The sequence below is a fragment of the Bradyrhizobium sp. 164 genome (assembly GCF_023073715.1).
Classification (GTDB): domain Bacteria; phylum Pseudomonadota; class Alphaproteobacteria; order Rhizobiales; family Xanthobacteraceae; genus Bradyrhizobium.
Window position 1 is genome coordinate 91,663 of record NZ_JADPKA010000063.1, and the last position, 22,110, is coordinate 113,772.

Genomic DNA, 22,110 nt, shown 5'->3' on the forward strand with positions numbered 1-22,110 from the left:
TCAAAGCCCGTGCGCAAACAAGGCGATGCAGCTAGCCAGGGTTCAATCTAACCAATTCGTGATCTACACTGCCGGCATGGACGACCAGACCGACCAGACCCGGAAGCCCCGCGCCGATGCCGTGCGCAATCGCGAGCGCGTGCTCGAAGCCGCGAAAGCCGTGTTCAGCGCGGGCGGCCCGGAGGCGAGCCTCGAAGCTGTGGCAAAGCGTGCCGGCGTCGGCATCGGCACGCTCTACCGGCATTTCCCGACACGCGAGGATTTGTTCGAGGCGGTCTACCGCCGCGAGGTCGAGCAGCTCAGCGAGCTCGCCGAGCATCTGCGAAGCGCCAACGATCCGGTCGACGCGCTGCGACGGTGGCTGCGCTCAGCCGTCGAATTCGTTGCCACGAAGAAAGGCATGTCGGCCGCGCTAGCGCTGACCTATCAGAGCTCGTCGGAGCTCGCCGCCTTCTCGATGGAGCGGCTGACCAAGGCGATCGGCTCATTGCTCGACCGCGCCGTCGCAGCCGGTCAGATGCGCGGCGATGTCAGCCCGGAGGACCTGCTCAGGGCCCTGATCGGCATGTGCTACATGCACGACCAGCCCGGCTGGCAGTCCTCGGTGCTGCGCATGCTCGATGTGTTCGTGGACGGGCTGCGGGTGCAGCCCCGCACCAAGGCCAGGACGCGCGCCGCCGCCAAACCCGCGAAGCCGGGCGCAAAGCGCAAGCGATAGCCGACAGCGGCTACAAGATCACCGGAGGCTCGCTGCTGAAAGCTGGACAGGAGGCCTAAGTCGCAAAGCCCGGGCCAGCCTTTGTCGCGTTCATCCGCGAGCGGATCAGCAGCAACACGACGATGCCGATGTTCAGCGCGTTCCACGCCACGCCGTTCGCAAACGCCGCGGCATACGAGCCGGTGGCATCGAAGATGACGCCGGACACCCAGCCGCCGAAGGACATGCCAAACACGGACGCAAAGATCACGATGCCGACGCGCGTCGCGGCTTCGCTCGCCGGCATCGCCTCGCGCACGATGATGGCATAGCTCGGCACGATACCACCCTGGAACAGGCCGAACATCGCGGAGATGAGATAAAGCGAGGTGAGGCTGTCGAAAAACAAATAGAACACCAGCGCAAAGCCTTGCGCCAGCGATCCCACCAGCAGCGTGCGGATACCGCCGATCTTGTCGGCGAGATAGCCCGAGCCGATCCGGCTGACGATGCCGCAGCCCATCATCAGCGACAGCATCTCGGCGCCGCGCGCGACGCCATAGCCGAGATCGCCGCAATAGGCGACGATATGCACCTGCGGCATCGCCATGGCGACGCAGCAGGAGATGCTGGCAATCGAGAGCAGCACCGTCAGTGTGTTGGTCGACAGCTTCAGATCGACTTGGGGCGGCGGTGCATTGGCGTGATCGCGGATATGATCGTCGCCCATCTGCGCGCGGAGGACGAGGACGAGAAGTGCCATCGTGCTCGCGCAGACGATGCCGATGCCGATATGGGTATAGCGCCAGCCGGCGGTCTGTGTGCCCCAGCTCACGATCGGCGGCCACATCGTGCCGGCGACATAATTGCCACTGGCGACGATGGTCACGGCTAGCCCCCGATAGCGCTCGAACCAATGCGAGGCTTCCGCCATCAGCGGCGCGAAGGTCGCGGAGGTGCCAAGGCCGATCAGGAAATACGCCGCCACGAACTGCCAGAGCTGAGTTGATAAGCCCGCGAGCACATTGGCGACGCCGAGGAAGGCGATGCTGATTGCCATCGCGGGCACGATGCCGAACCGGTCGGTGATCTTGCCGGCGATCACGCCGCCCAGCCCGAAACCGAACATCATGAGCGTGAAGGCCAGCGACACCGCGCCGCGTGTGGCACCGAATTCCGCCTGCACCACGGGAATCACGACCACGACCGCCCACATGCCGACGGCGCCGATCGAGCCCATCACAAGCGCAATCGCGAGCCGCACCCAGGCCTGACGGGAATCAGGCGTGAAGGAGGCCGGTCTCTGTCCTGGGTGATTTGGCGCAAGCACGGTCGGGACCATGTTCGCTGGACGCTTTATGGTCAAGCATCGTGGCGCGATATTGGGCATGCGCGGTGCACTGCGGTAAGAAGGAGCTTGGCGAAGGCGCGTTTTGTCATTAATTTGCAATCAGCGTGTGCAACACCGCCGCGCGGGGAACTTAACGACGCAATATGTTGCTGCGATTGACACGATCGATGCGGATCAAGCTGGGGCGCTTCGTTGCCTTGGCCTATCTGTTCTGCGTGGTCGCGCCGGCAGCAGGCCTCGCCTGGAGCAATGGCCCGGCGCCCTGCCTGGATGAGGCCGTGCTGGCTGACCTCGTGCCGGCGCATCATCAGATGGCGGCCAGCCACGCCCATGACGGCACCTCGCATCACCACGCCGGATCACATACGCATCACCAGACCGCCGAACAGGACGCGCCAGCCTCGCATCATCATGGCGGCAAGGGAACAGTCGGCCCCTGCTGCGCGATGATGTGCGTGAGCGCGCTGCCGGCCGATCTGCCCAGCGTGGCCAAGCCGCTTCTGCCTGTCTCCGCCTGTGCACCCGAGATCGTGGCGATCCTGCACAGCGCAGCGCCGCCCCTGCACTACCGTCCTCCCATCGCCTGATCTGACGCGACGGCATCAGGTCGAGCGCATCCGCGCGCGCGCCTGTGGTCTTACGACAGATCAGGGATGAATCATGCTTACGCTTTCCGGGGCGAAGTCCGCGGCAGCACTCGCTGCGCGTGGACGACACTTTCGACACGATTGGCCGCTGCTGGCCTTGGCGCTGGTCTTGGCCGCATTGGCGTTGTCCGGCTGCATGCCGGCAACGATACCCGTCGCCAGTGCGGACCCTGCCGATCCCGCGGCCAAGGTCGCGTCTGTCGGCTATCGGTCGACGATTGCGCCCTACACGAGCCTGCGGCCTGCGGCGCCGGCCCCATGGCGCGGCCGCAACGACGCGGTCACACCGCAGCCAAAACAAGAACAGTAGGAGCGCGCCATGATACATCATCTCGCGCGCCCCCTGCTCGCTCTCGCCGCGCTCGGCCTTTGCGCGGCCGGTCTTGCCGGCTGTGCTGCGTTCTCGCCCGACAGCGGCATGACGACAGTCTCGGAGCTGACGAATCAGAGCATCAACAAGGACGTCGCCTTCGTGCGAACAACCGAGGGCGCCGGCGCGGTTGACGGGCGCGTGCGCCAATTGCTGTCGCGGACATTGACCGCAGATGCTGCCGTGCAGATTGCGCTGCTCAACAACAAGGGATTGCAAGCGGCCTATAACGAGCTGGCGCTCGCCGAGACCGATCTGGTCGAGCAGAGCCTGCCGCCCAATCCCGTGTTTTCGATCTCGCGGATCTCAGGCAATGGCGCCAGCGAGATCGAGCGCCAGGTAGTCGGCGATATCCTTGCGCTCGCCACCCTGCCGTTCCGCTCCGACATCGCGCGCGACCGCTTTCGCCAGGCCCAGTTGCGCGCCGCACTGGCAACGCTGCGGCTCGCCGCCGACGTCCGCAGCGCTTATTGGCGCGCCGTTGCCGGCAACGAGATGGTGGTGCTGCTGACCGACGCGAAAGCGACGGCGGAATCGACCGCACAGCTCGCGGTCAAGCTCGGTGAGACCGGCTCACTCAACAAGCTCGACCAAGCACGCGAGCAGGTGTTTTACGCCGAGACCACCGCCGACCTCGCCACTGCACGGCAAACGACGGCAAGCGCCCGCGAAAGGCTCGCGCGCCTGATGGGGCTGTGGGACGGCGGCCTCGACTTCCGCCTGCCCAACCAATTACCGCCGCTGCCGCGACGCCCGCACGCGTTGCCCACGATCGAAGCCGACGCGGTCGCACATCGCATCGACTTACAGATCGCGCGGCTGGAGCTGACAGCGCTGGCGAAGTCGCTGAACCTCACCGAGGCGACGCGCTTCGTCACCCTGCTCGATCTCGCCGGCATCTCCCGCCGCACCCGGGATCCGGAAGGCCCCCCGTTTCGCGAGCGCGGCTTCGACGTGCAGTTCCAGATTCCGCTCTTCGACGGCGCCGAGGTGCGCGTGCGGCAGGCGGCGGAGATCTACAACTTCGCCTTCAACCGCCTCACCGAGCGCGCCGTCAATGTGCGTTCGGAAGCACGCGACGCTTATCGCATCTATCGTTCCAGCTACGACATCGCCAGCCACTACCAGCGCGAGATCGTCCCTTTGCGAAAAATCATCACCGAGGAGATGCAGCTGCGCTTCTCCAGTATGCAGGTCGACATATTTGCGCTGCTCACCGAGGCACGGCAGCGCCTCGCGTCGCTGCGCGGCGCCATCGACGCCAAGCAACGATTCTTCCTCGCGCAGTCCGGCTTGCAGACCGCCGTCAATGGCGGCGGCTCCCCTGCAGCCGGCAGCGACAATCCAACCACCATCGCCGCGGCAGCGCCTGCCGATGGCGGCCACTGAGATGGAGGCCAGCATGTTTTCCCGCCGAGGATTTTTGGGCACTGCCGCGCTCGTCAGCGCCTCCGCGATTCAGGGCCGCGTCCAGGCCGCTTCGATTCCGGAGGCTGCGCATATGGACAAGGTGGTGATGCAGCCGCCGCTGCATCCGATCAGCGGCCCGGACTATCGTCCCGTGGTCACGCTGAACGGCTGGTCGCTGCCGTTCCGCATGAACGGCGATTGGAAGGAATTCCATCTCGTCGCCGAGCCCGTGGTGCGCGAATTCGCCGAAGGCATGAAGGTGAATTTGTGGGGCTATAACGGCCAGTCGCCGGGCCCGACCATCGAGGCCGTCGAGGGCGACAAGCTCCGCATCTTCGTCACCAACAAGCTGCCCGAATACACCACGGTGCACTGGCACGGCATGATCATTCCCAGCGGCATGGATGGTGTCGGCGGGCTGAACCAGCCGCATATCCAGCCGGGAAAAACCTTCGTCTATGAGTTCGAGATGAAGAAGAGCGGAACCTTCATGTATCACCCGCATTCCGACGAAATGGTGCAGATGGCGATGGGCATGATGGGCATGGTCGTCGTGCATCCGCGCGATTCGAGCTTCCGGCCCGTGGACCGCGATTTCGTCTTCGTGATGAGCACCTATCGCGTCGATCCCGGCACCTACCTGCCGCAGGTCAACGAGATGACCGACTTCAACATGTGGACCTGGAACGCGCGGGTGTTTCCCGGCATTGATCCGCTGCCGGTCAGGCTCGGCGACAAGGTGCGCGTGCGCATCGGCAATCTCAGCATGACCAATCATCCGATCCATCTGCACGGCCACAGCTTTGCCGTGACCTGCACCGACGGCGGCTGGATTCCCGAGAGCGCGCAATATCCGGAGACGACGACGGACGTACCGGTCGGCGCGGTGCGCGTGTTCGACGTGCTCGCGGACAATCCCGGCGATTGGGCGTTCCATTGCCACAAGTCGCACCACACCATGAATGCGATGGGCCATGACGTGCGCAACCTGATCGGCGTATCGCGCAAGGATCTCGCCAAGGCCGTCGGCAAGCTCGCGCCCGACAGCATGGCGATGGGCTCGACCGGCATGGCGATGGGCAACATGGAGATGCCCGCGCCCGACAACACGCTGCCGATGATGACCGGTACCGGCCAGTTCGGGCCGATTGAGATGGGCGGAATGTTCACGGTGATGAAGATTCGCGAGGAGCTCGCACGCGACGACTATCGCGATCCCGGCCCCTACCAATTCCCGAAAGGTACCGTCGCCTATGAGGTCACGCCGCCGGCCGCAGAGCCGGCACGACAAAAATCAGGCAGTCCGCCAATGAAGCACAAGATGTGAGCGTTCGATGAATCACCAACTGGAGACGACGATGAAGAAAACGATCAGGCTCGCCCTGGCGCTGACCGCGCTCTCGGCCGCGCCGGCTCTTGCCCACGACAAGCACGGGCACGGGGCCTTTTCGGCCGGCGAGCCCGGCAATCCCAACAAGCCCGCGCGCACCATCGAGATTCTGATGAACGAGATGGACTACACACCCGCCAGGATCGAGGTCAAACGGGGCGAGCAGATTCGCTTCGTCCTGCGCAACGTCGGCAAGGAGGACCATGAATTCCTGCTCGCGACCACCAAGGAGAATCTCGCCCATGCGGTGGAGATGAAGAAGCATCCGCACATGCAGCACGACGATCCGAACGGGGTGCGTCTCGCCCCGAACAAGACGGCCGAGATCCTCTGGAAGTTCAGCAAGGCCGGCACGTTCGAATTTTCCTGTCTGATTCCCGACCACCGCGACTACGGCATGGTCGGCCACGTCACCGTGAAGTAACGAAAAGGGAGACTGCCATGAACCGCATCATCCGTATCACTGCTGCGCTGGCGCTGACGTTAGGCGGTGCCACTGGAGCCCTGGCGGCCGGCGCTTCGATCAGCGGCGAGGTCAAGAAGATCGACGAGGGCGCCGGCAAGATCACGCTCAAGCACGGCCCCGCGAAAAGCCTCGGCATGGAGGAACCCATGACCATGGTCTACCGCGTCAAAGATCCCGCGATGCTGAAGCAGGTGAAGGTCGGCGACAAGGTGACCTTCGAGGCCGAGGAGGCCGCCTCGGGTTACTCGGTGACCAAGATGGAGAAGTGGAAGTAGGGGCGGCTTTCTCTCTGCGTCATTCCGGGAGCGGCTCGAAGAGCCGAACCCGGAATCCCGAGAATTCCGGGTTCGATGCTCCGCATCGCCCCGCAAATGACTCCCAAAAACCCCTCGCCTCGCTCTTCCGCACCCTCCGTTAACACTTTGCTAACCATACACCGGGCAAAAATTGCCGGGTGAAGTCGAGTGTCGTCAGCCGCGTAGAACGGGAGCCCCCGTGGACGCCAGTGCGGTGCCTCACTTTCGGAACGGCGGCCCCTCGGCCGCTGCGCAGACGTTTGGGGCGCGCGGACGGCAGTCGCGCGGGGAGGCAGCTACCATGGTCGATGTCACCGCGGGACAAGGCGTAGGCGGGGCAAGGCCCGGGATCCCCTCCGTCTCCGAAATCGTCAACGTCCTCAAGCGCGGCGATATCGCGCTGGCGCTCGGCATCCTCACCATCCTGGTGGTGCTGATCCTCCCCCTGCCCGCGATCGTGCTGGACCTGTTCCTGGCGATCTCGATCACGCTCTCGATCCTGATCCTGATGACGTCGCTGTTCATCCAGGCGCCGCTGGAATTCTCCGCCTTCCCGACCATCCTGCTGATCTCGACCATGCTGCGCCTGTCGCTCAACATGGCCTCGACCCGGCTGATCCTGTCGCACGGGCACGAGGGCACGGCTGCCGCCGGTCACGTCATCGAGGCCTTCGGCAGCTTCGTGATGGGCGGCAATTTCGTCATCGGCATCATCGTCTTCGCCATCCTGATCATCGTCAACTTCGTCGTCATCACCAAGGGTTCGGGCCGCATCGCGGAGGTCGCCGCCCGCTTCCACCTCGACGCCATGCCCGGCAAGCAGATGGCGATCGACGCCGACCTCTCCGCCGGCCTGATCGACGAGAAGGTCGCCAAGGAGCGACGCAAGGAACTGGAGGATGAGAGCGGCTTCTTCGGTGCCATGGACGGCGCCTCCAAGTTCGTGCGCGGCGATGCCATCGCCGGCCTGCTGATCGTCTTCATCAACGTGGTCGGCGGCATGATCATCGGCGTGGCGCAGCAGGGCATGTCATTCGCCGACGCCGGCCGCAGCTACACGCTCCTGACCGTTGGTGACGGCCTCGTCACCCAGGTGCCGGCGCTGATCGTCTCGACCGCGGCCGGCCTGCTTGTCTCCAAGGCCGGCGTCTCCGGCGCCGCCGACAAGGCGTTGATGAAGCAGTTCTCCGGCTATCCGCAGGCGCTGGCCATGTCCTCGGCGGTGATGCTGGTGCTAGCCGCGCTGCCGGGCATTCCGACCCTCCCCTTCCTCGCGCTCGGCGCCGGCGCCGGCGCGCTCGCCTGGCAGGCGCGCACCAACAAGAGGATCAGCATCAAGGCCGAGGAAGCCGCCAAGGCCGCGCCTGCTCCGGGCACGCCGGGTGCGCCGGGCGCGGCTGCGGCCGAAGAGCCGATCTCGGCTGCGCTCAAGATCGACGACCTCAAGATCGAGCTCGGCTATGCCCTGCTGCCGCTGGTCAACGGCCCCGATGGCACCGACCGCCTCACCGAGCAGATTAAGGCGCTGCGCCGCTCGCTCGCGGTCGAGATGGGTTTCGTGATGCCGGCGGTGCGCATCCTCGACAACGTCCAGCTCGAGGCCAACACTTACATCATCAAGATCAAGGAGGTCGACGCCGGCACCGGCAAGATCTGGCCGAACCAGTTCATGGTCATGGACCCCGGCGGCAGCCAGGTGCAGGTGCCCGGCATTCACACCACCGAGCCGACCTTCGGCCTGCCTGCGACCTGGGTGGACGCCAGCTTCAAGGAAGAGGCCTCGCTGAAGGGCTATACCGTGGTCGACGCCGCAACCGTGCTCTCGACCCACCTCACCGAGCTGCTCAAGGCCAACATGTCGGACCTGCTCTCTTATGGCGAGGTGCAGAAGCTGCTCAAGGAGCTGCCGAAGGAGCAGAGCGAGCTGGTCAAGGACATCGTGCCGGGACAGGTCACGGTCTCTGGCATCCAGCGCGTGCTGCAACTCCTGCTGGCCGAGCGCATCTCGATCCGCGATCTCTCGACCATCCTCGAAGGCATCGCCGACTCGCTCGCCTTCTCACGCAATCCCGCGACCATGGTCGAGCATGTCCGCGCCCGGCTGGCGCGGCAGATCTGCGCGCAGAACACCTCCTACAACGGCTATTTGCCGCTGATCGCGCTGTCGGCACGCTGGGAACAGGCATTTGCCGAGTCGATCATCGGCCAGGGCGAAGAGCGCAGCCTTGCGATGCAGCCCTCGAAACTGTCGGAGTTCATGACCGCCGTGCGCGAGGCGTTCGAGCGCGCCGCCCGCGAAGGCGAGGCGCCGGTGCTGGTCACCTCTGCCGCAATTCGTCCCTTCGTCCGCTCCCTGGTGGAACGGTTCCGGGCACAGACGACCGTGCTGTCGCAGGCCGAAATCCACCCTAGAGCGAGGTTGAAAACAGTCGGAAGCATCTGATTTGGCTCAAGAAGCCGCGTGTTTTTTGGCCACATGCAAATGGTTTTTGAGTTCTTGGCTGCTTGTGGCCCAAAAGCCGAAAAGGCGCCTCACAGGTAATTACATCGTTGAAATAATTATATAATCGCATGACGAACGATCGCTTTTGATCGCGACCTTTCACGTCCTGTCACGCTCTTGTGATGGCCTCTTGGGAACGAATCCTCCCAATACTAGGTTGTTGGGCACCGGAAGCATGAACCTGCCTGAATGGGCTGGCGACTACTTCGGGTAGATGGCGGCAGGAGGCTTCCATGAACCACTCGATCTACAGCGCAGACCGCGCGACCCATCTGAAGATTGTGGTCGTGGCCCTCGTCGCAGGGATCGTGGTGGCCGGCCTCGGCATCACGGCACGCACGGGTTCGGATGAAGGCCTGACCCAGAGCGCCCGCGTCATCAAGGCCGGCCAGCCGGTCGTGATTACCAGTTCGAACGCGTCCCTCGTTCGCTAAGGAGACCTGACGAGTTTTGTGAATTCACGCGGCTCTTTACCAGCCCCCCAAAGTCGCCACGTGGATATGTAGACGACCCCAACCCCAAGTCGACTACAGAAAGCGCCCGCCCCCCACGGGCGCTTTCTCATGTCTGAGGTATGTTGCGGAAAATGAATTCGGCGCGGATGTAGCCAGCGATACCACGACGGTCACAATTGCGATTCCCCGCAAAGGCGGACAATCCAGTGCGCCGCGGACGGCTCGTTTTCCATTCCTTTTGGAATACTGGATCACCCCTTCGCGGACGATGACAGTGCGCTTGCGGCTACCGCGCCCGGTACGTCGGCGGCGGCGTCTGCACCGTCGGCGCCGCGGCAGCGAAGAGCTCGTCCCTGCTGCCCGTGAGCGGCGGATAGATGCGCCTGCGGTTGATCGTCTCCTTGGTCACTTTCGCGGCCGCGCCGGTGGCGCGCACCTCACGATTCCAGCCTTCCGTGTAGAGCGCGCCCCAGGTGCCGAGATCGAGCACGGTCACGTACCAGTCGATCCGCAACGGCAGCATCGGCAGACCGGCGAGATCAGCCACCACGTTGTGACCGGCGAAGCGGCCCATGGGGCGCGCGAACTGGCAGGACATCACGGTCGGATGCAGCCCGTCGATCACGCTCGAGGCAACGTCGCCGGCCGCGAACACACCGCCGACATCCGCAACCCGCATGAAAGGATCGACCAGGATGCGCCCGAGGCGATCGCGCGCGTCCGGAAAGCTCGCCGCCAAGGGGCTTGCACGGAGCCCGGCACACCAGATCACCGTCTGCGCCGAAATGAACTCGCCCGAACTCAGGCGCATGCCGGCAGCCTCGACCGAGACGACGCGCACACCAAGCCGCATCTCGACATCGAGCGAGGCCAAGGCCGTCTCGATCACGGGACGCGCCTGCGCGCCGATGGTGGCGCCGACCGCTGGATTGGGATCGACGAGGACGATGCGGCGGCTGCCGCTGATGCCCGCACGCGTCAGCCTCGCGGGCATCTCGGCCGCGACCTCGATGCCGGTGAAGCCGGCGCCGACCACTACCACCGTCGAACGCCCCGGCGCCGGCACGCTGCGTCCAAGCGAGACGAGATGATCCTCGAGGCGGAGCGCCGCGGCATAGGTATCGACGTCGAAAGGGTGCTCGGCAAGGCCTGGAATGTCGGGACGCATCACCTCGCTGCCGAGCGCCAGCACGAGGCGGTCATAGTCCAACCTCTCCTCACCGCCGCTCGTGACCAGCGAGATTTCACGTCGTGTCGGATCGATGGCTTCAACTTCGCCGATGCCGTGGCTGACGCCGATCGGATCGAGCAGTTGCGGCAGCGGTAGCGCGACCTCGCCGAGGTCGGCCTCGTAATTGCGGACGCGGATGTTGTGATAGGGATTGCGGTCGACGAGACGGATATCGATGTCGCTGTTCGCGCCGATCTCGTCGCGCTTGCGCGCAGCGCCGATGGCCGCCCACAGGCCTGCAAACCCGGCGCCGAGCACGACGATACGCGCCATGTCCGCCTACTGCGCTTTCCCAACGGCCGATACGAGCGACCGACATGCGGATCGAGCGATCCGCCGCAGCCAGATATAGCGCATTCGGCCGCCTTGACCAACTGCGGCAGCATTGACGCGCCGGACAAGATTAGACCGGCCGGATCACGCCTCGCGCAGTTCCGACGGCGTCGCGCCGAAGCGCTTGCGGAAGGCGCGATTGAAATAGGACAGATCGGAAAAGCCTGAGGAATGCGCGATGTCGCTGATCTTGCGCGTCCTGGCGCGGGGATCGCAGAGCAGTTTGCGCGCCTGGAGCAGGCGCTGCTCCAGCACGAATTCGGTGAAGGTCGTGCCGGCCTGCTCGAACAGGCGCTGCGCCTGGCGCGGGCTGAGGCCCGAGCGCGTCGCGATCTCGGACAGGCAGAGATCGTTGCGGCCGAGCGCCGCCATCACGTCGGCGCGCATGAGATCGAGACGGGCCGCCGCATGCCCGCGTCCGCGCGCAAGGCTGGCATGCTCGGCGTCGGTCCCGAGCAGAAGACCGACGAGATCAATCATGTGCTGCGCGGTCAGACGCTGCCCGACCGCATCGAGATGCGGCGCCTGATTGGCGGCGAGCGCATGGTAGCGGAAGATGGTCTCGGCGACCGCGCCGTCGGAGAGCACCTGCGACAGCTTCTCCTCTGCGCGCGGATTGATGTCGAGCAGCGCGCGGCGCGGCATGCGGATGGTAGTGAAGCGCTCCTCGTCGGTGTGGCCGACAGTGCCGGTGATGCTCATGTCGGCGAGCACCATCTGCGCCGGCGCGAGTTCGACGGTGTGACCGTTCTGCCCGACGCGGACGCGGCCCGCATGTCCGGCAATCAGGACGACATCGTCGCGGCCGTCGGCAAGGTGGCTCTGCGTGCGTGAATATTGTGCGGAAGCGCCTTCGGGAATGGCGAGCGCGATGTTGTCGACGACGCTGACCTGGAGCCGGCAGTCGATGCTGTCGCCCCGGCTCGGCGCGATATCGAGGCCGCAGGACCCGAAGACCCGCTCGCGCCAGTGCTCGAACTCCGGACTGTGCGGCAGCCCCGCATATTGGTGAATGAAGATGCCGGGAGCCTTCACTGCATCCATCTGATTTTCTCACCCTCTCCGGCATCGCGCTCAGCGGCGCCGCCTTCAAATTCTGGGCATTTGACGCCGCCAAGTGCAGCCAGGTTCAAATCGGGCGCGGGAATCGGCGGGACTTGTCGGATTACGACGACAGGATGGACCGTGGCGACAGTTTCTGCTGGTAGCTCGGAGCAGAGCGGAATGCCGGACAGTGGTCGTCCGGATTGCGCTCCATCCGGGCCACGACGCTCTTCGCCAGGACGATGAAATGTTGGGCTACTTCGCCGGCTGCGCCGGCGGCACGGTTTCGATCAGCTTGCCGGAAAACACCGGCGCCGAGGTCGGCTGGCCATTGGGCGAACCGCCGGCCTGCTCGACCGTGACGGCGTAAGTCGCGCCGTTGACGACGTCGAAATCGTAGGAAGCCAGCAGCGGACGCGCGGTGAAATCGCTAGCACCGATCACGCCGAGCGAACGCGGGCGCGGCAGCTTGTCGGAGATCAGCCAGAGCTCGAAGCTCTTGCCGGGCTCCGGGGTCGCGCCGACCTTGCGGACCGTGAAATTCCGCGTCGCGCCGTCGATGGTGAGAATGAAGGCGGGGCCGCCGCCCTGGCCCTGCAGCAGCGCGACATATTGCGCGGAGGGGGCGAGCGGCGCGGCCGGTGTCTTCACTTCCACAGTCTGGATGCGCGGCGCGGGACGCAAGGCACCCGGCAACGCATCAGGGAGGAATATCTGAAGCGACAGCGCCACGAGCAGCGCGGCCGCAAGCGCGCCGACGGCGGATGCGATGTTGCGCCAGCGCTTCACGCGCCCCTCGATACGGATCACATTGCCGTCCTCGACGGCCGGCGCCTGCGGCGCGCGGCCGACGTTGAGATCCGGAGCATGGACCTGCGGCATGAACTGCGGCGCGATGTCCGGAATAGCGTCGGGCTCGGCACGCGATGTCTGCGGCTGCTCCGCTTCGGGATGCTGCGGCTCCGGGGACTGCACGCCGGCCGTCGACGATTCCGAAGAGGCAATGTCCAGCGAAGGCAATTCCGGTATGGGTGGCGGTGCAGCCTCGACATGCGGCTCCTGCGCAAGGGTCGTGCGCGCGATCTCGGACCTGATGTTCTCCCACACGATCGGGCGCGGCTCGACCAAGCCGACCATCTGGTTGAGCGCGCCGAGCCGGAAGGCCCAGGCCTGCACGATATCGGCGAACGCCTTGTCCACCGCCATCATGGTCTCGACCTGCACGCGCTCGTCGGCGTCGAGCGTACCGAGCGCATATTCCGCGGCGAGCGCGATATGGTCCTCCGTGTAGGCCATCACTGTCCTTCATCTCTCCCCATTGGGGAGAGGTGGACAGTCGTTGCCGCGCTGGTACCTGCCACTCTCATCATCCACTAAAGCCCGAGGCACTCCCGGATATCCAGCATGCTGCGCCGCAGCCACGTCTTCACCGTGTTGACAGGCGCAACGAATTTCTCCGCCAATTGCTCACGGCTCCAACCGTTGTAATAGGCGAGAAGCACGAGCCGCTGGCGGTCCGGCTCGAGCCGGCCGATACATTCCAGGAGCCGTTTCAACTCCTCGGTCATCTCCCTCCGCGCCAGCGGATCAGGACTATCGGCCGCCACCTCCATCGCCTGAGGCTCTTCCTCGATGGAGACTTCCGACTTCTTGCGCACAACGTCGATCGCGCGGTTGCGGGCGATCGACGCCATCCACGTGATCGGCGAGGACATGGCCGGATTGAACTGGCCGGCGCTGTTCCAGATCTTGACGTAGGTCTCCTGAATGACCTCCTCTGCGAGATCCTGCCGGCGCAAGATACGGAGCACGACGCCGTAAAGTTTCGCGCGCGTGGCGACGTAGAGCCGCTCGAATGCGGCCTGATCGCCCTTCGCCACCGCCTCAATCAGCCCGACCAGCTCTGCTGGCGTCAGCATTCAGCCCCCCACCGCCCGTCGCTTTCCGCGCAAGCCCAGGCACGTCGCTACCATAGCGCGCGACAAACCTGACCACCAAGAGGCGCCGCGCCTCCACTGTGGACAGCAAATATGAAAACCCGGACCTTGCGGTCCGGGTTTGGCAGATTTCTCGGCGGTCGGGCTGCTGGCGCCGTTAGGCGACGGCGCCGATGCGGGCGCGCATCAGGCCGATGCTGTCGAGGTCGGCCTGCTCGCGGGCGTTCTCTTCGGCGCGCTCGCGGGCCTGGTCACGCTCGTCGAGGAGCTCGACCTTCTTCAACTCCTCGAAGGCTTCGGCCAATGCGGCCTTGGCTTCGTCGAGTTGGCCCTTGAGCTCGTCGGCCGAGCGGGTCAGGTTCTCGCGGCGCTGGATCGCAGCCTTGGCATAGGTCGGGTAGGCGAAGTGCGAGGGATCGTTGATCCCGGCGCGCTCCTGCTCGGTTTGGATCTCGCGCTCGAGATCAACCGACATCCGCTGGAAGTCGGCGATCATGGTGTCGATCTGGGTGACCCGGCGGCGCTTCTCGTCGACCTGAAATTTCTTCAGGCGAATGAGGGTATCACGTGACTTCATCGACTCGTACTCCCCAGAAGTCCCCTCGCTGCACGTGGGACGGCACCGGTCTCCCCACAGGCCCGATTGCGGCCAAGACCGGCTCTGCTACTCTGTGGGATCGGATGATGACCTGACAAAGTTAGCGTTCCGTTTCCAAATCACCCAGGATTTGCGCCAACTGGCGATAGCCGTCCGCGAGTGATGCATTTTCGTCCTTGCGCTGGCGGAGGAAGGCCTCGAGCGGCTCGTGCAGGCGGATCGCTTCGTCGACCTCGGGGCTGGAGCCGGCCCGGTAGGCGCCAAGCCGGATCAATTCCTCCATGTCGGCATAGGTCGCCATCACCTGTCGTGCCCGCTGGATGGTTGGCCAGAATTGCGGATCGGCCGATTTCGGCATGGTGCGGGAGACGGATTTGAGGATGTTGATGGCGGGGTAGCGACCGCGCTCGGCGATCGAGCGCTGCATCACGATATGGCCGTCGAGGATACCGCGGACGGCGTCCGCAATTGGCTCATTATGATCGTCGCCGTCGACCAGCACCGTGAAGATCGCGGTGATGGCGCCCTCTCCCAGTCCGGGTCCGGCGCGCTCCAGGAGTTTGGGCAATTCGGTGAACACGGTCGGCGTGTAGCCCTTGGCAGTCGGCGGCTCGCCGGCGGATAGACCAATCTCGCGCTGGGCCATGGCAAAGCGCGTCACCGAGTCCATCAGGCAGAGCACGTCCTTGTCCTCGTCGCGAAAATACTCAGCGACCGCGAGCGTCAGATACGCCGCCTGGCGGCGCATAAGCGCCGGCTCGTCCGAGGTCGCCACCACCACGACGGAGCGCGCAAGGCCCTCCTCGCCGAGATCGTCCTGCAAGAATTCCTGCACCTCGCGGCCGCGTTCGCCGATCAGCCCGATGACGCTGACCGCCGCATCGACGTTGCGCGCCAGCATCGACAGCAGCACCGACTTGCCGACTCCGGAGCCCGCGAAGATTCCCATGCGCTGGCCCCGGCAGCAGGTGAGAAAGGTGTTCATCGCGCGCACGCCGAGGTCGAGCGGGGCGCCGACGCGCTTGCGCGAATGCGCGGGCGGCGGCGTATTGCGGAACGGCATCGGCGAGGAACCTTGCGGCAGGGGCCCCTTGCCGTCGATCGGCTCGCCCAGCGCATTGACGACGCGGCCGAGCCAGGCCGCTGACGGCCGCACTTGATTGGCGGCATTGGCGATGACCGCCTTGCAGCCGCGGCGCACGCCGTCGAGGCCGGCGAACGGCATCACCACGGCATTGTTGCCGGAGAAGCCGATCACCTCGCAGGGGATCGAGCGGTTGGCACCGGTCTCGATCACCAGCCGCGCACCCACCGACATTGCGTGAATGGGACCAGCCACCTCGACCATGAGGCCGCGCACGCCGACTACACGGCCGTAGATGTTGACGCCGTCGATGTCGCCGATCTGTTCGGCCAAAGCCTTCATAGGTGGGCCTTCATGAGGTGCGCGCCTTCGTCGTCCGGGGCTTCAAGGTGAAAACCTTAAGTTTCGCCATATTTCTGAACGGCGCTTAACTTCGTGTTTACCCGCATCATTAATCATTGCGTCACTGTCTTTGAGACTGAGCGTGACTTCCCTTCAGAAGAAGGCTGAGTCGCGGGAGTCGGTTAGGCCCGTCTCTTAAAGTGGAGCTTGAACGGAATCGGGTGACGAAAGCTGCTTCGCACGCAAGACCTTAGGGCGATTCGACAAAAATTGCACCGGGGGGACTTGCGTTCCAGAATCAGAGTTTGTTAACCATCTGTTGTCAGGATCCGAATCAGTTGTTCAAAGGCGTTTTGTTGAGTGCCGCGAATGCGGCCGACCTGACGCCCAGGAGCGGCGACTATGGGGAACTGGCATGCGCGTTTTGCTGATTGAAGATGACAGCGCCGTCGCGCAGTCGATCGAGCTGATGTTGAAGTCGGAGAGCTTCAACGTCTACACGACCGATTTGGGGGAAGAAGGCGTCGATCTCGGTAAACTATACGATTACGACATTATTCTCCTCGACCTCAATCTGCCCGACATGTCCGGCTACGACGTGCTCAAGCAGCTCCGGGTCTCCAAGATCAAGACACCCATTCTGATCCTCTCCGGCCTCGCCGGCATTGAGGACAAGGTCAAGGGTCTCGGCGTCGGCGCCGACGACTACATGACCAAGCCCTTCCACAAGGACGAGCTGGTGGCCCGCATCCACGCGATCGTGCGCCGCTCCAAGGGCCATGCCCAGTCGGTCATCCAGACCGGCGACCTCGTCGTCAACCTCGACACCAAGACGGTGGAAGTCGGCGGCCAACGCGTGCATCTGACCGGCAAGGAATATCAGATGCTGGAGCTCCTCAGCTTGCGCAAGGGCACGACCCTCACCAAGGAAATGTTCCTCAACCATCTCTATGGCGGCATGGACGAGCCGGAGCTGAAGATCATCGACGTCTTCATCTGCAAGCTCCGCAAGAAGCTCGCCAACGCCTCCGAGGGACGCAACTTCATCGAGACCGTGTGGGGCCGCGGCTACGTGCTGCGCGAGCCGCACGAGGCCGACGAGCGCATCCCGGCCTGATCCTGGTTTACGTCGCGAACCCTCGGGCTCGCTCCTCCCAGCCTGAACCCCGCCGCAAATGGCGGGGTTTTGTTTTTTGGGGACGCCAAGGCGCCTCATCGTCCTCCCGACATTGAACCGCTATCCTTTCTCCGCCGACGAATGGTCGCTGCACGATGGGGGAACGATGATCCTGCAATCACTCGCCGGCCTGCCCGCCTTCCTGGTCTATTTCTGCACTGGGCTGATCGCCATCGTGGCCTATCTGTTCGTCTACACGCGCATCACTGCGCATAACGAATTCCAGCTCATCCGCGACAACGAGCCGGCCGCGGCGATTGCGCTCGGCCTCAGCCTGCTCGGCTTCGTGGCACCGCTGGTCAGCGCCATCGCCCATTCGGCCAATGTGCTCGATTGCCTGATCTGGGCGACGATCGCACTGGTCGTGCAGGTCATCGTGTTCTTCCTCGTGAAGGTCCCGGTGCCGAACCTGTCGGCGCGGATCTCTGCCGGCGAGCTTGCCCCGGCGATCTGGCTTGGCCTGTCCTCGCTCGCCGCGGGCCTGCTGAACGCCGCCTGCATGATCTACTGACATGGCCGACAAACCCTCCAAAAAGGAGTTCGGCAAGCGCCGGCAAGTGGCCGAGCTACCGCCTCGGAGGCCGCCGGTGAAGCGCTCCGGCCATGTTGCACTGCTGGTGATGGGCACGATCGCGGTCGGCACCACCGCCTACACGATGATGCCGCAGACCTGCGAGCCGCCTCCGCCCGGAACGGAAGCGCCAGCTCAGGCGAGCACCCCGTGCAGCAGCCGAAGCAGTTCCTCGAGCGGTGGCAGCAGCTCGCGTTGGTCGTCGCGATCGAGCTTCTTCAGCAGCGATTCCTCGAGCCATTCCTCGTCGGGAACGTCGTCCGAGTCGGGCTCCGGCAGCGTGAGCCGCGGCGGCTTCGGCTCGTTTGGCCATGGCTTTTCAAGCGGCGGCTGATCCATGCAACGCATCGTCTGTCTCGAGCGCAACGACTGGCGAGAAACCGCAGCGCAATGCGGTTTCGTCTTCCACACCATCGACGGCGAACGCTATTGGGACGAGCGCGCTTATTACAGCTTCACCCTCGACGAGATCGAGCGCGACATCGAGACGCCGACCGGCGAGATCGAGGCGATGTGTCTGGAGCTTGCCGGCCGCGTCATCGGCGACGAGCGCTACCTGCGCAGCCTGAAGATTCCGCGAGCATTTTGGACCTTGATTGCCGAGAGCTGGGAGCGCGACGACCGCAGCCTCTATGGCCGGCTCGATCTCAAGTTCGACGGCGAAGGTCCGGCAAAGCTGCTCGAATACAATGCGGATACGCCGACTTCGATCTTCGAAGCCGCGGTATTTCAATGGACATGGCTCGAGCAGGCGATCGAACGGCGCATCATTCCGTCGCGTGCCGACCAGTTCAACTCCATCCACGAGCGGCTGATCGCCGCGTGGAAGGAGATCGCCGCCGGCCGCCACGTCCATCTCACCGGCATTACCGGCAATGAGGAAGACGCCGGCACGCTGGCTTATCTCGAAGACACCGCGCGCCAGGCGGGGCTCTCGACCAGGCTGCTCGACATCGAGGCGGTCGGCTGGCGCGATGATGGTGGCGGCTTCGTCGATCTCGACGATTGCGATATCGGGCTGGCCTTCAAGCTCTATCCCTGGGAGTGGATGTTCCACGACGCCTTCGGCGCCAAGCTCAAGGACGCACCGACGCGCTGGATCGAACCGCCGTGGAAGGCCGTGCTCTCCAACAAGGGAATCCTGCCGCTGCTGTGGGAGATGTTTCCGAACCATCCCAATTTGCTGCCGGCCTTCTTCGAGGATGATCCTCGCGCTGCTGAACTCGGAACGTCCTATGTGCGCAAGCCGCTGCTGTCGCGTGAAGGCGCCAATGTCACGCTTGTATCTGGCGGCATGCCGCTCGACGCGCAGGCGGGCCCTTACGGCGCCGAAGGTTTCGTGCGGCAGGCGCTATCACCGCTGCCGAACTTTTCAGGCTTCTATCCTGTGATTGGAAGCTGGCTGGTGAACCACGAGCCGTGTGGCCTCTCGATCCGCGAAGACGAGAGCCCGATCACGGGCAACCGCTCGCGGTTTCTGCCACATGCGATATTGTGAGGCGTATGACAGATGAGATCACCGCGCCGCAGCCACCTTCAACGACGGCGGCATCAAACCGCCCATAGGGCGGCCGGAGCGCAAGGGGTTGAGCTGGTAGAGACCGCGGCGATCGGCGATGGGGCGGAACGCATCGGAGATGCCGATGACGGATTCGGCGGCGCCAAGCAGCAGCGTGCCGTCGGCCGCCATGCCCTTCGCCATCCGCTCGAAGATCACCGCCTTGGTGTCCTGGTCGAAATAGATCAGCACGTTACGGCAGAAGATCACGTCGAACGTGCCGAGATGGGAGAAGTCCTGCAACAGATTGAGCTGGCGGAACTGCACCATCGATCGAATGTCGGGATTGAGCTGCCAGACGTCCCCGACTTGCGTGAAGTGTTTCACGAGGAGCTGAATCGGCAGGCCGCGCTGCACCTCGAACTGGCTGTAGATGCCGGCTTTGGATTTCTCCAGCACCTCCTGCGACAGATCGGTGGCGACGATCTCGATACGCCAGCCGGCGAGCGCAGCACCCATCTCCTTCAGGCACATCGCGATCGAATAGGGCTCCTGCCCCGTCGACGATGCCGCTGACCAGATCCGGAGTGACCTGCGCGCCGCGCGCGCCTGGACCAGACCTGGAATGATCGTCTCGCGCAAATGGTCGAACGGGATCTTGTCGCGGAAGAAGAAGGTCTCGTTGGTGGTCATGGCTTCGACCACGTCGGTCGCGAGCCGGCCGTCACCATTCCTGATCTTCAACACGAGATCGGGAATGCCCGATAGGCTCGCCTTGCGGGCCAGCGGCAGCAGCCGGCTCTCGACCAGATATTGCTTGTCGGCCGACAGGTCGAGACCGGAGCGCTCCTTCAGGAACTTGCGCAAATATTCGTAGTCAACCGGCGTCACGAGCGGTCCCCCGCGAACAGACGATTGACCTTGGCGCCGATCTGGTTGAGCGGCAGGATCGCCGCGCAGATGCCGGCATTGGCGGCCGCGCCCGGCATGCCCCAGACGACGCTGGAAGCCTCATCCTGCGCGATGACACTGCCGCCGGCAGCGACGATGTCCTTGCCGCCGCGCATGCCGTCGGAGCCCATACCCGTCAGGATCACGGAGAGGATGCCGCCGTGCCAGATGTCGATGGCGGAGGTGAAGAGCGGGTCGACCGCAGGCTTGCAGAAATTGACGGCGGGGCCGTCGTCGAGCGCGATCACAGTGTCGGTGCCGCTGCGCACGACGCGCATGTGCTTGCCGCCGGGCGCCAGGTAAATCCGTCCCCGCTTCACCGGCTCGCCGTCGATCGCCTCGGCCGCCGGCTTGCGGCTCGAACGCGCCAGATGCTCGGCAAGAATGGTGGTGAAGGTCGGCGGCATGTGCTGGGTGATCAGCACCGGGACGCGATCGATCACCGGGCCGAGTTCGGTGACGAGCGCCATCAGCGCCTGCGGACCGCCGGTTGAGGAGCCGATCAGCAGCACCTTTGGCGCCTGGGTCGAGAACGGGCGCGTGGCCGGCGCTGCCGCCGACGGCGCGGCCGAAGCCGGCGCGGCGGACCGCGCGACGGCCGGTGCACGTACAACCGGCGCGGGGCTCGCGGGCGCCAGCGGCGGACTCGCAACCGTGGACCTCCTGCGCAGGCGCGCGCCGAGGTGGCGGATCTTCTGGACCAAATCGTGGTGGAAGATGTCCGCGGCCGACGCCTCGCGCGTCGATTCCGGCTTCGGAATGTAGTCGGCCGCGCCGAGCGACAACGCCTTGAAGCTGATCTCCGCGTTACGGCGGGTCAGCGTCGAGGCCATGATGATGACCAGATCGCGCTTCTTCGCCAGCAGTTGCGGCAGCGCCGAGAGGCCGTCGAGCTCGGGCATTTCGATGTCGAGCACGGCGACATCGGGGTTGATGCGTTCGATCTGGTTGACCGCCTCGAGCCCGGTGCGCAGCGAGGCCGCAACCTCCATGTCGTGCTCGGCACCGACCCAGCGCGAGATCAGACCGCGAATAACGACGGAATCGTCGACGATCATCACCCGCAACGGCCCCGCCTCGCGCGACGAGCCCGTGGTCGAATTACCTGCGAACGCAACACTCATTACTCACCAACTCAGACTGAAACGGTTCAGTTGAAAACAAGCGCCGAAGGATCCGTTCAGCCTCCGGGCGATCGCTCAGATAAGGCCGACTTCCTGGAATTTCGCCGTCACGATGTCCTTGTCGAAGGGCTTCATGATGTACTCGTTGGCACCGGCGTGCAGCGCGCGCGCGATGTGCGCGACGTCGTTCTCGGTGGTGCAGAACACCACCTTGGGCTGGTCGCCTCCGGGCATGCGCCTGAGATGGCCGAGGAACTCGTAGCCGTCCATGACGGGCATGTTCCAATCGAGCAGCACCGCATCGGGCAAGCCGCGCTTGCAGGCTTCCAGCGCCTTCTCACCGTCTTCGGCTTCGAGGATCTGGAAGTCGAGGCCCTCCAGGATCCGGCGCGCAACCTTGCGGATGACGCTGGAATCATCAACGACGAGACAAGTTCGCATGTGAACCTCTGCTTCCTTCCCCTTTGCCGGGGCGCTTTCAGTTGCAGGCCCGATGACGGCGATGCCGCCGTATCAGGCTGCCATCATCTCGGGCGCGAGCTCGAGGACGCGATCGACGTCGAGGACGACCATGAGCTGGCCGTCGAGGCGGTGGACGCCGCCGGCGAGCTTGGCCATGCGGGGGTCGAGGTTGA

23 protein-coding genes and 1 pseudogene are annotated in these 22,110 nt (G+C 64.5%); 13 read left to right on the forward strand and 11 right to left on the reverse strand.

Features of this window, described 5'->3' with window-relative positions:
• Positions 1-76: 76 nt before the first annotated feature.
• The gene (locus IVB01_RS19930) at positions 77-718 is read left to right on the forward strand and encodes a TetR/AcrR family transcriptional regulator (protein ID WP_247280861.1); all 642 of its coding nucleotides are present in this window, start codon (positions 77-79) and stop codon (positions 716-718) included.
• Between the two features lie 55 nt (positions 719-773).
• Here IVB01_RS19930 and IVB01_RS19935 read toward each other — a convergent pair whose 3' ends face one another.
• Positions 774-2,039, reverse strand: coding sequence for an MFS transporter (locus IVB01_RS19935; RefSeq protein ID WP_247280839.1), 1,266 nt, complete (start codon positions 2,037-2,039; stop codon positions 774-776).
• A 176-nt stretch (positions 2,040-2,215) separates the two neighbouring features.
• On the opposite strand from IVB01_RS19935, the gene IVB01_RS19940 reads away from it, so the two are divergent.
• From IVB01_RS19940 to IVB01_RS19975, 8 genes are all read left to right on the forward strand, one after another.
• Entirely contained in the window at positions 2,216-2,635 is a 420-nt protein-coding gene (locus tag IVB01_RS19940; protein WP_247280840.1) for a hypothetical protein, read from the forward strand.
• 73 nt (positions 2,636-2,708) lie between these two features.
• Positions 2,709-3,005 (forward strand): hypothetical protein, encoded by a 297-nt coding sequence (locus IVB01_RS19945; RefSeq protein ID WP_247280841.1) that lies wholly within the window; start codon positions 2,709-2,711, stop codon positions 3,003-3,005.
• 9 nt (positions 3,006-3,014) lie between these two features.
• Positions 3,015-4,454 (forward strand): TolC family protein, encoded by a 1,440-nt coding sequence (locus IVB01_RS19950; RefSeq protein WP_247494771.1) that lies wholly within the window; start codon positions 3,015-3,017, stop codon positions 4,452-4,454.
• Positions 4,455-4,467: 13 nt separating this feature from the next.
• The gene (locus IVB01_RS19955; protein WP_247280843.1) at positions 4,468-5,802 is read left to right on the forward strand and encodes a copper oxidase; all 1,335 of its coding nucleotides are present in this window, start codon (positions 4,468-4,470) and stop codon (positions 5,800-5,802) included.
• 31 nt (positions 5,803-5,833) lie between these two features.
• Positions 5,834-6,289: a cupredoxin family protein gene (locus IVB01_RS19960; RefSeq protein WP_247280844.1), complete on the forward strand. Its 456-nt coding sequence runs from the start codon at positions 5,834-5,836 to the stop codon at positions 6,287-6,289.
• A gap of 17 nt (positions 6,290-6,306) precedes the next feature.
• Positions 6,307-6,606, forward strand: a complete 300-nt coding sequence (locus IVB01_RS19965; RefSeq protein ID WP_247280845.1) for a copper-binding protein — start codon at positions 6,307-6,309, stop codon at positions 6,604-6,606.
• A 322-nt stretch (positions 6,607-6,928) separates the two neighbouring features.
• Complete coding sequence (flhA, locus tag IVB01_RS19970) at positions 6,929-9,070, forward strand: flagellar biosynthesis protein FlhA (RefSeq protein ID WP_247280846.1); 2,142 nt, start codon at positions 6,929-6,931, stop codon at positions 9,068-9,070.
• Between the two features lie 293 nt (positions 9,071-9,363).
• Complete coding sequence (locus tag IVB01_RS19975; RefSeq protein WP_247280847.1) at positions 9,364-9,564, forward strand: hypothetical protein; 201 nt, start codon at positions 9,364-9,366, stop codon at positions 9,562-9,564.
• Positions 9,565-9,871: 307 nt separating this feature from the next.
• Here IVB01_RS19975 and IVB01_RS19980 read toward each other — a convergent pair whose 3' ends face one another.
• From IVB01_RS19980 to fliI, 6 genes are all read right to left on the reverse strand, one after another.
• Entirely contained in the window at positions 9,872-11,089 is a 1,218-nt protein-coding gene (locus tag IVB01_RS19980; RefSeq protein ID WP_247280848.1) for an NAD(P)/FAD-dependent oxidoreductase, read from the reverse strand.
• Positions 11,090-11,233: 144 nt separating this feature from the next.
• Entirely contained in the window at positions 11,234-12,193 is a 960-nt protein-coding gene (locus IVB01_RS19985; RefSeq protein ID WP_247494772.1) for an AraC family transcriptional regulator, read from the reverse strand.
• Positions 12,194-12,448: 255 nt separating this feature from the next.
• Positions 12,449-13,489, reverse strand: coding sequence for an anti-sigma factor (locus IVB01_RS19990; protein WP_247280850.1), 1,041 nt, complete (start codon positions 13,487-13,489; stop codon positions 12,449-12,451).
• 77 nt (positions 13,490-13,566) lie between these two features.
• On the reverse strand, positions 13,567-14,112 hold the full coding sequence (locus IVB01_RS19995; RefSeq protein ID WP_247280851.1) for a sigma-70 family RNA polymerase sigma factor: 546 nt from the start codon (positions 14,110-14,112) through the stop codon (positions 13,567-13,569).
• Between the two features lie 175 nt (positions 14,113-14,287).
• Positions 14,288-14,707 (reverse strand): flagellar export protein FliJ, encoded by a 420-nt coding sequence (gene fliJ / locus IVB01_RS20000; RefSeq protein ID WP_247494773.1) that lies wholly within the window; start codon positions 14,705-14,707, stop codon positions 14,288-14,290.
• A 121-nt stretch (positions 14,708-14,828) separates the two neighbouring features.
• On the reverse strand, positions 14,829-16,154 hold the full coding sequence (gene fliI, locus IVB01_RS20005; protein WP_247280852.1) for a flagellar protein export ATPase FliI: 1,326 nt from the start codon (positions 16,152-16,154) through the stop codon (positions 14,829-14,831).
• Positions 16,155-16,569: 415 nt separating this feature from the next.
• Between fliI and IVB01_RS20010 the strand changes: the two genes are divergently transcribed.
• The 4 genes from IVB01_RS20010 (at position 16,570) to IVB01_RS20025 (ending at position 19,400) form a co-directional block, all read left to right on the forward strand.
• Complete coding sequence (locus IVB01_RS20010) at positions 16,570-17,271, forward strand: response regulator transcription factor (protein WP_016848562.1); 702 nt, start codon at positions 16,570-16,572, stop codon at positions 17,269-17,271.
• A gap of 166 nt (positions 17,272-17,437) precedes the next feature.
• Positions 17,438-17,842 carry a DUF350 domain-containing protein gene (locus IVB01_RS20015; protein WP_100181150.1) on the forward strand — a complete coding sequence of 135 codons (405 nt, stop codon included), beginning with the start codon at positions 17,438-17,440 and terminating at the stop codon, positions 17,840-17,842.
• 1 nt (position 17,843) lies between these two features.
• Entirely contained in the window at positions 17,844-18,236 is a 393-nt protein-coding gene (locus IVB01_RS20020; RefSeq protein ID WP_247280853.1) for a hypothetical protein, read from the forward strand.
• Between the two features lie 3 nt (positions 18,237-18,239).
• A complete protein-coding gene (locus IVB01_RS20025; protein ID WP_247280854.1) occupies positions 18,240-19,400 on the forward strand; it encodes a glutathionylspermidine synthase family protein in 1,161 nt (386 codons plus the stop codon).
• A gap of 18 nt (positions 19,401-19,418) precedes the next feature.
• Here IVB01_RS20025 and IVB01_RS20030 read toward each other — a convergent pair whose 3' ends face one another.
• The 4 genes and pseudogenes from IVB01_RS20030 to IVB01_RS20045 form a co-directional block, all read right to left on the reverse strand.
• The gene (locus IVB01_RS20030) at positions 19,419-20,291 is read right to left on the reverse strand and encodes a protein-glutamate O-methyltransferase CheR (RefSeq protein WP_247280855.1); all 873 of its coding nucleotides are present in this window, start codon (positions 20,289-20,291) and stop codon (positions 19,419-19,421) included.
• On the reverse strand, positions 20,288-21,475 hold the full coding sequence (locus IVB01_RS20035) for a chemotaxis response regulator protein-glutamate methylesterase (protein WP_247449017.1): 1,188 nt from the start codon (positions 21,473-21,475) through the stop codon (positions 20,288-20,290). Before IVB01_RS20035 ends, IVB01_RS20030 begins: the two co-directional genes overlap by 4 nt.
• A gap of 75 nt (positions 21,476-21,550) precedes the next feature.
• Positions 21,551-21,916: a response regulator gene (locus IVB01_RS20040; RefSeq protein ID WP_007600538.1), complete on the reverse strand. Its 366-nt coding sequence runs from the start codon at positions 21,914-21,916 to the stop codon at positions 21,551-21,553.
• A gap of 72 nt (positions 21,917-21,988) precedes the next feature.
• Positions 21,989-22,110 (reverse strand): annotated as a pseudogene (locus tag IVB01_RS20045) (chemotaxis protein CheW); the annotation flags it as partial.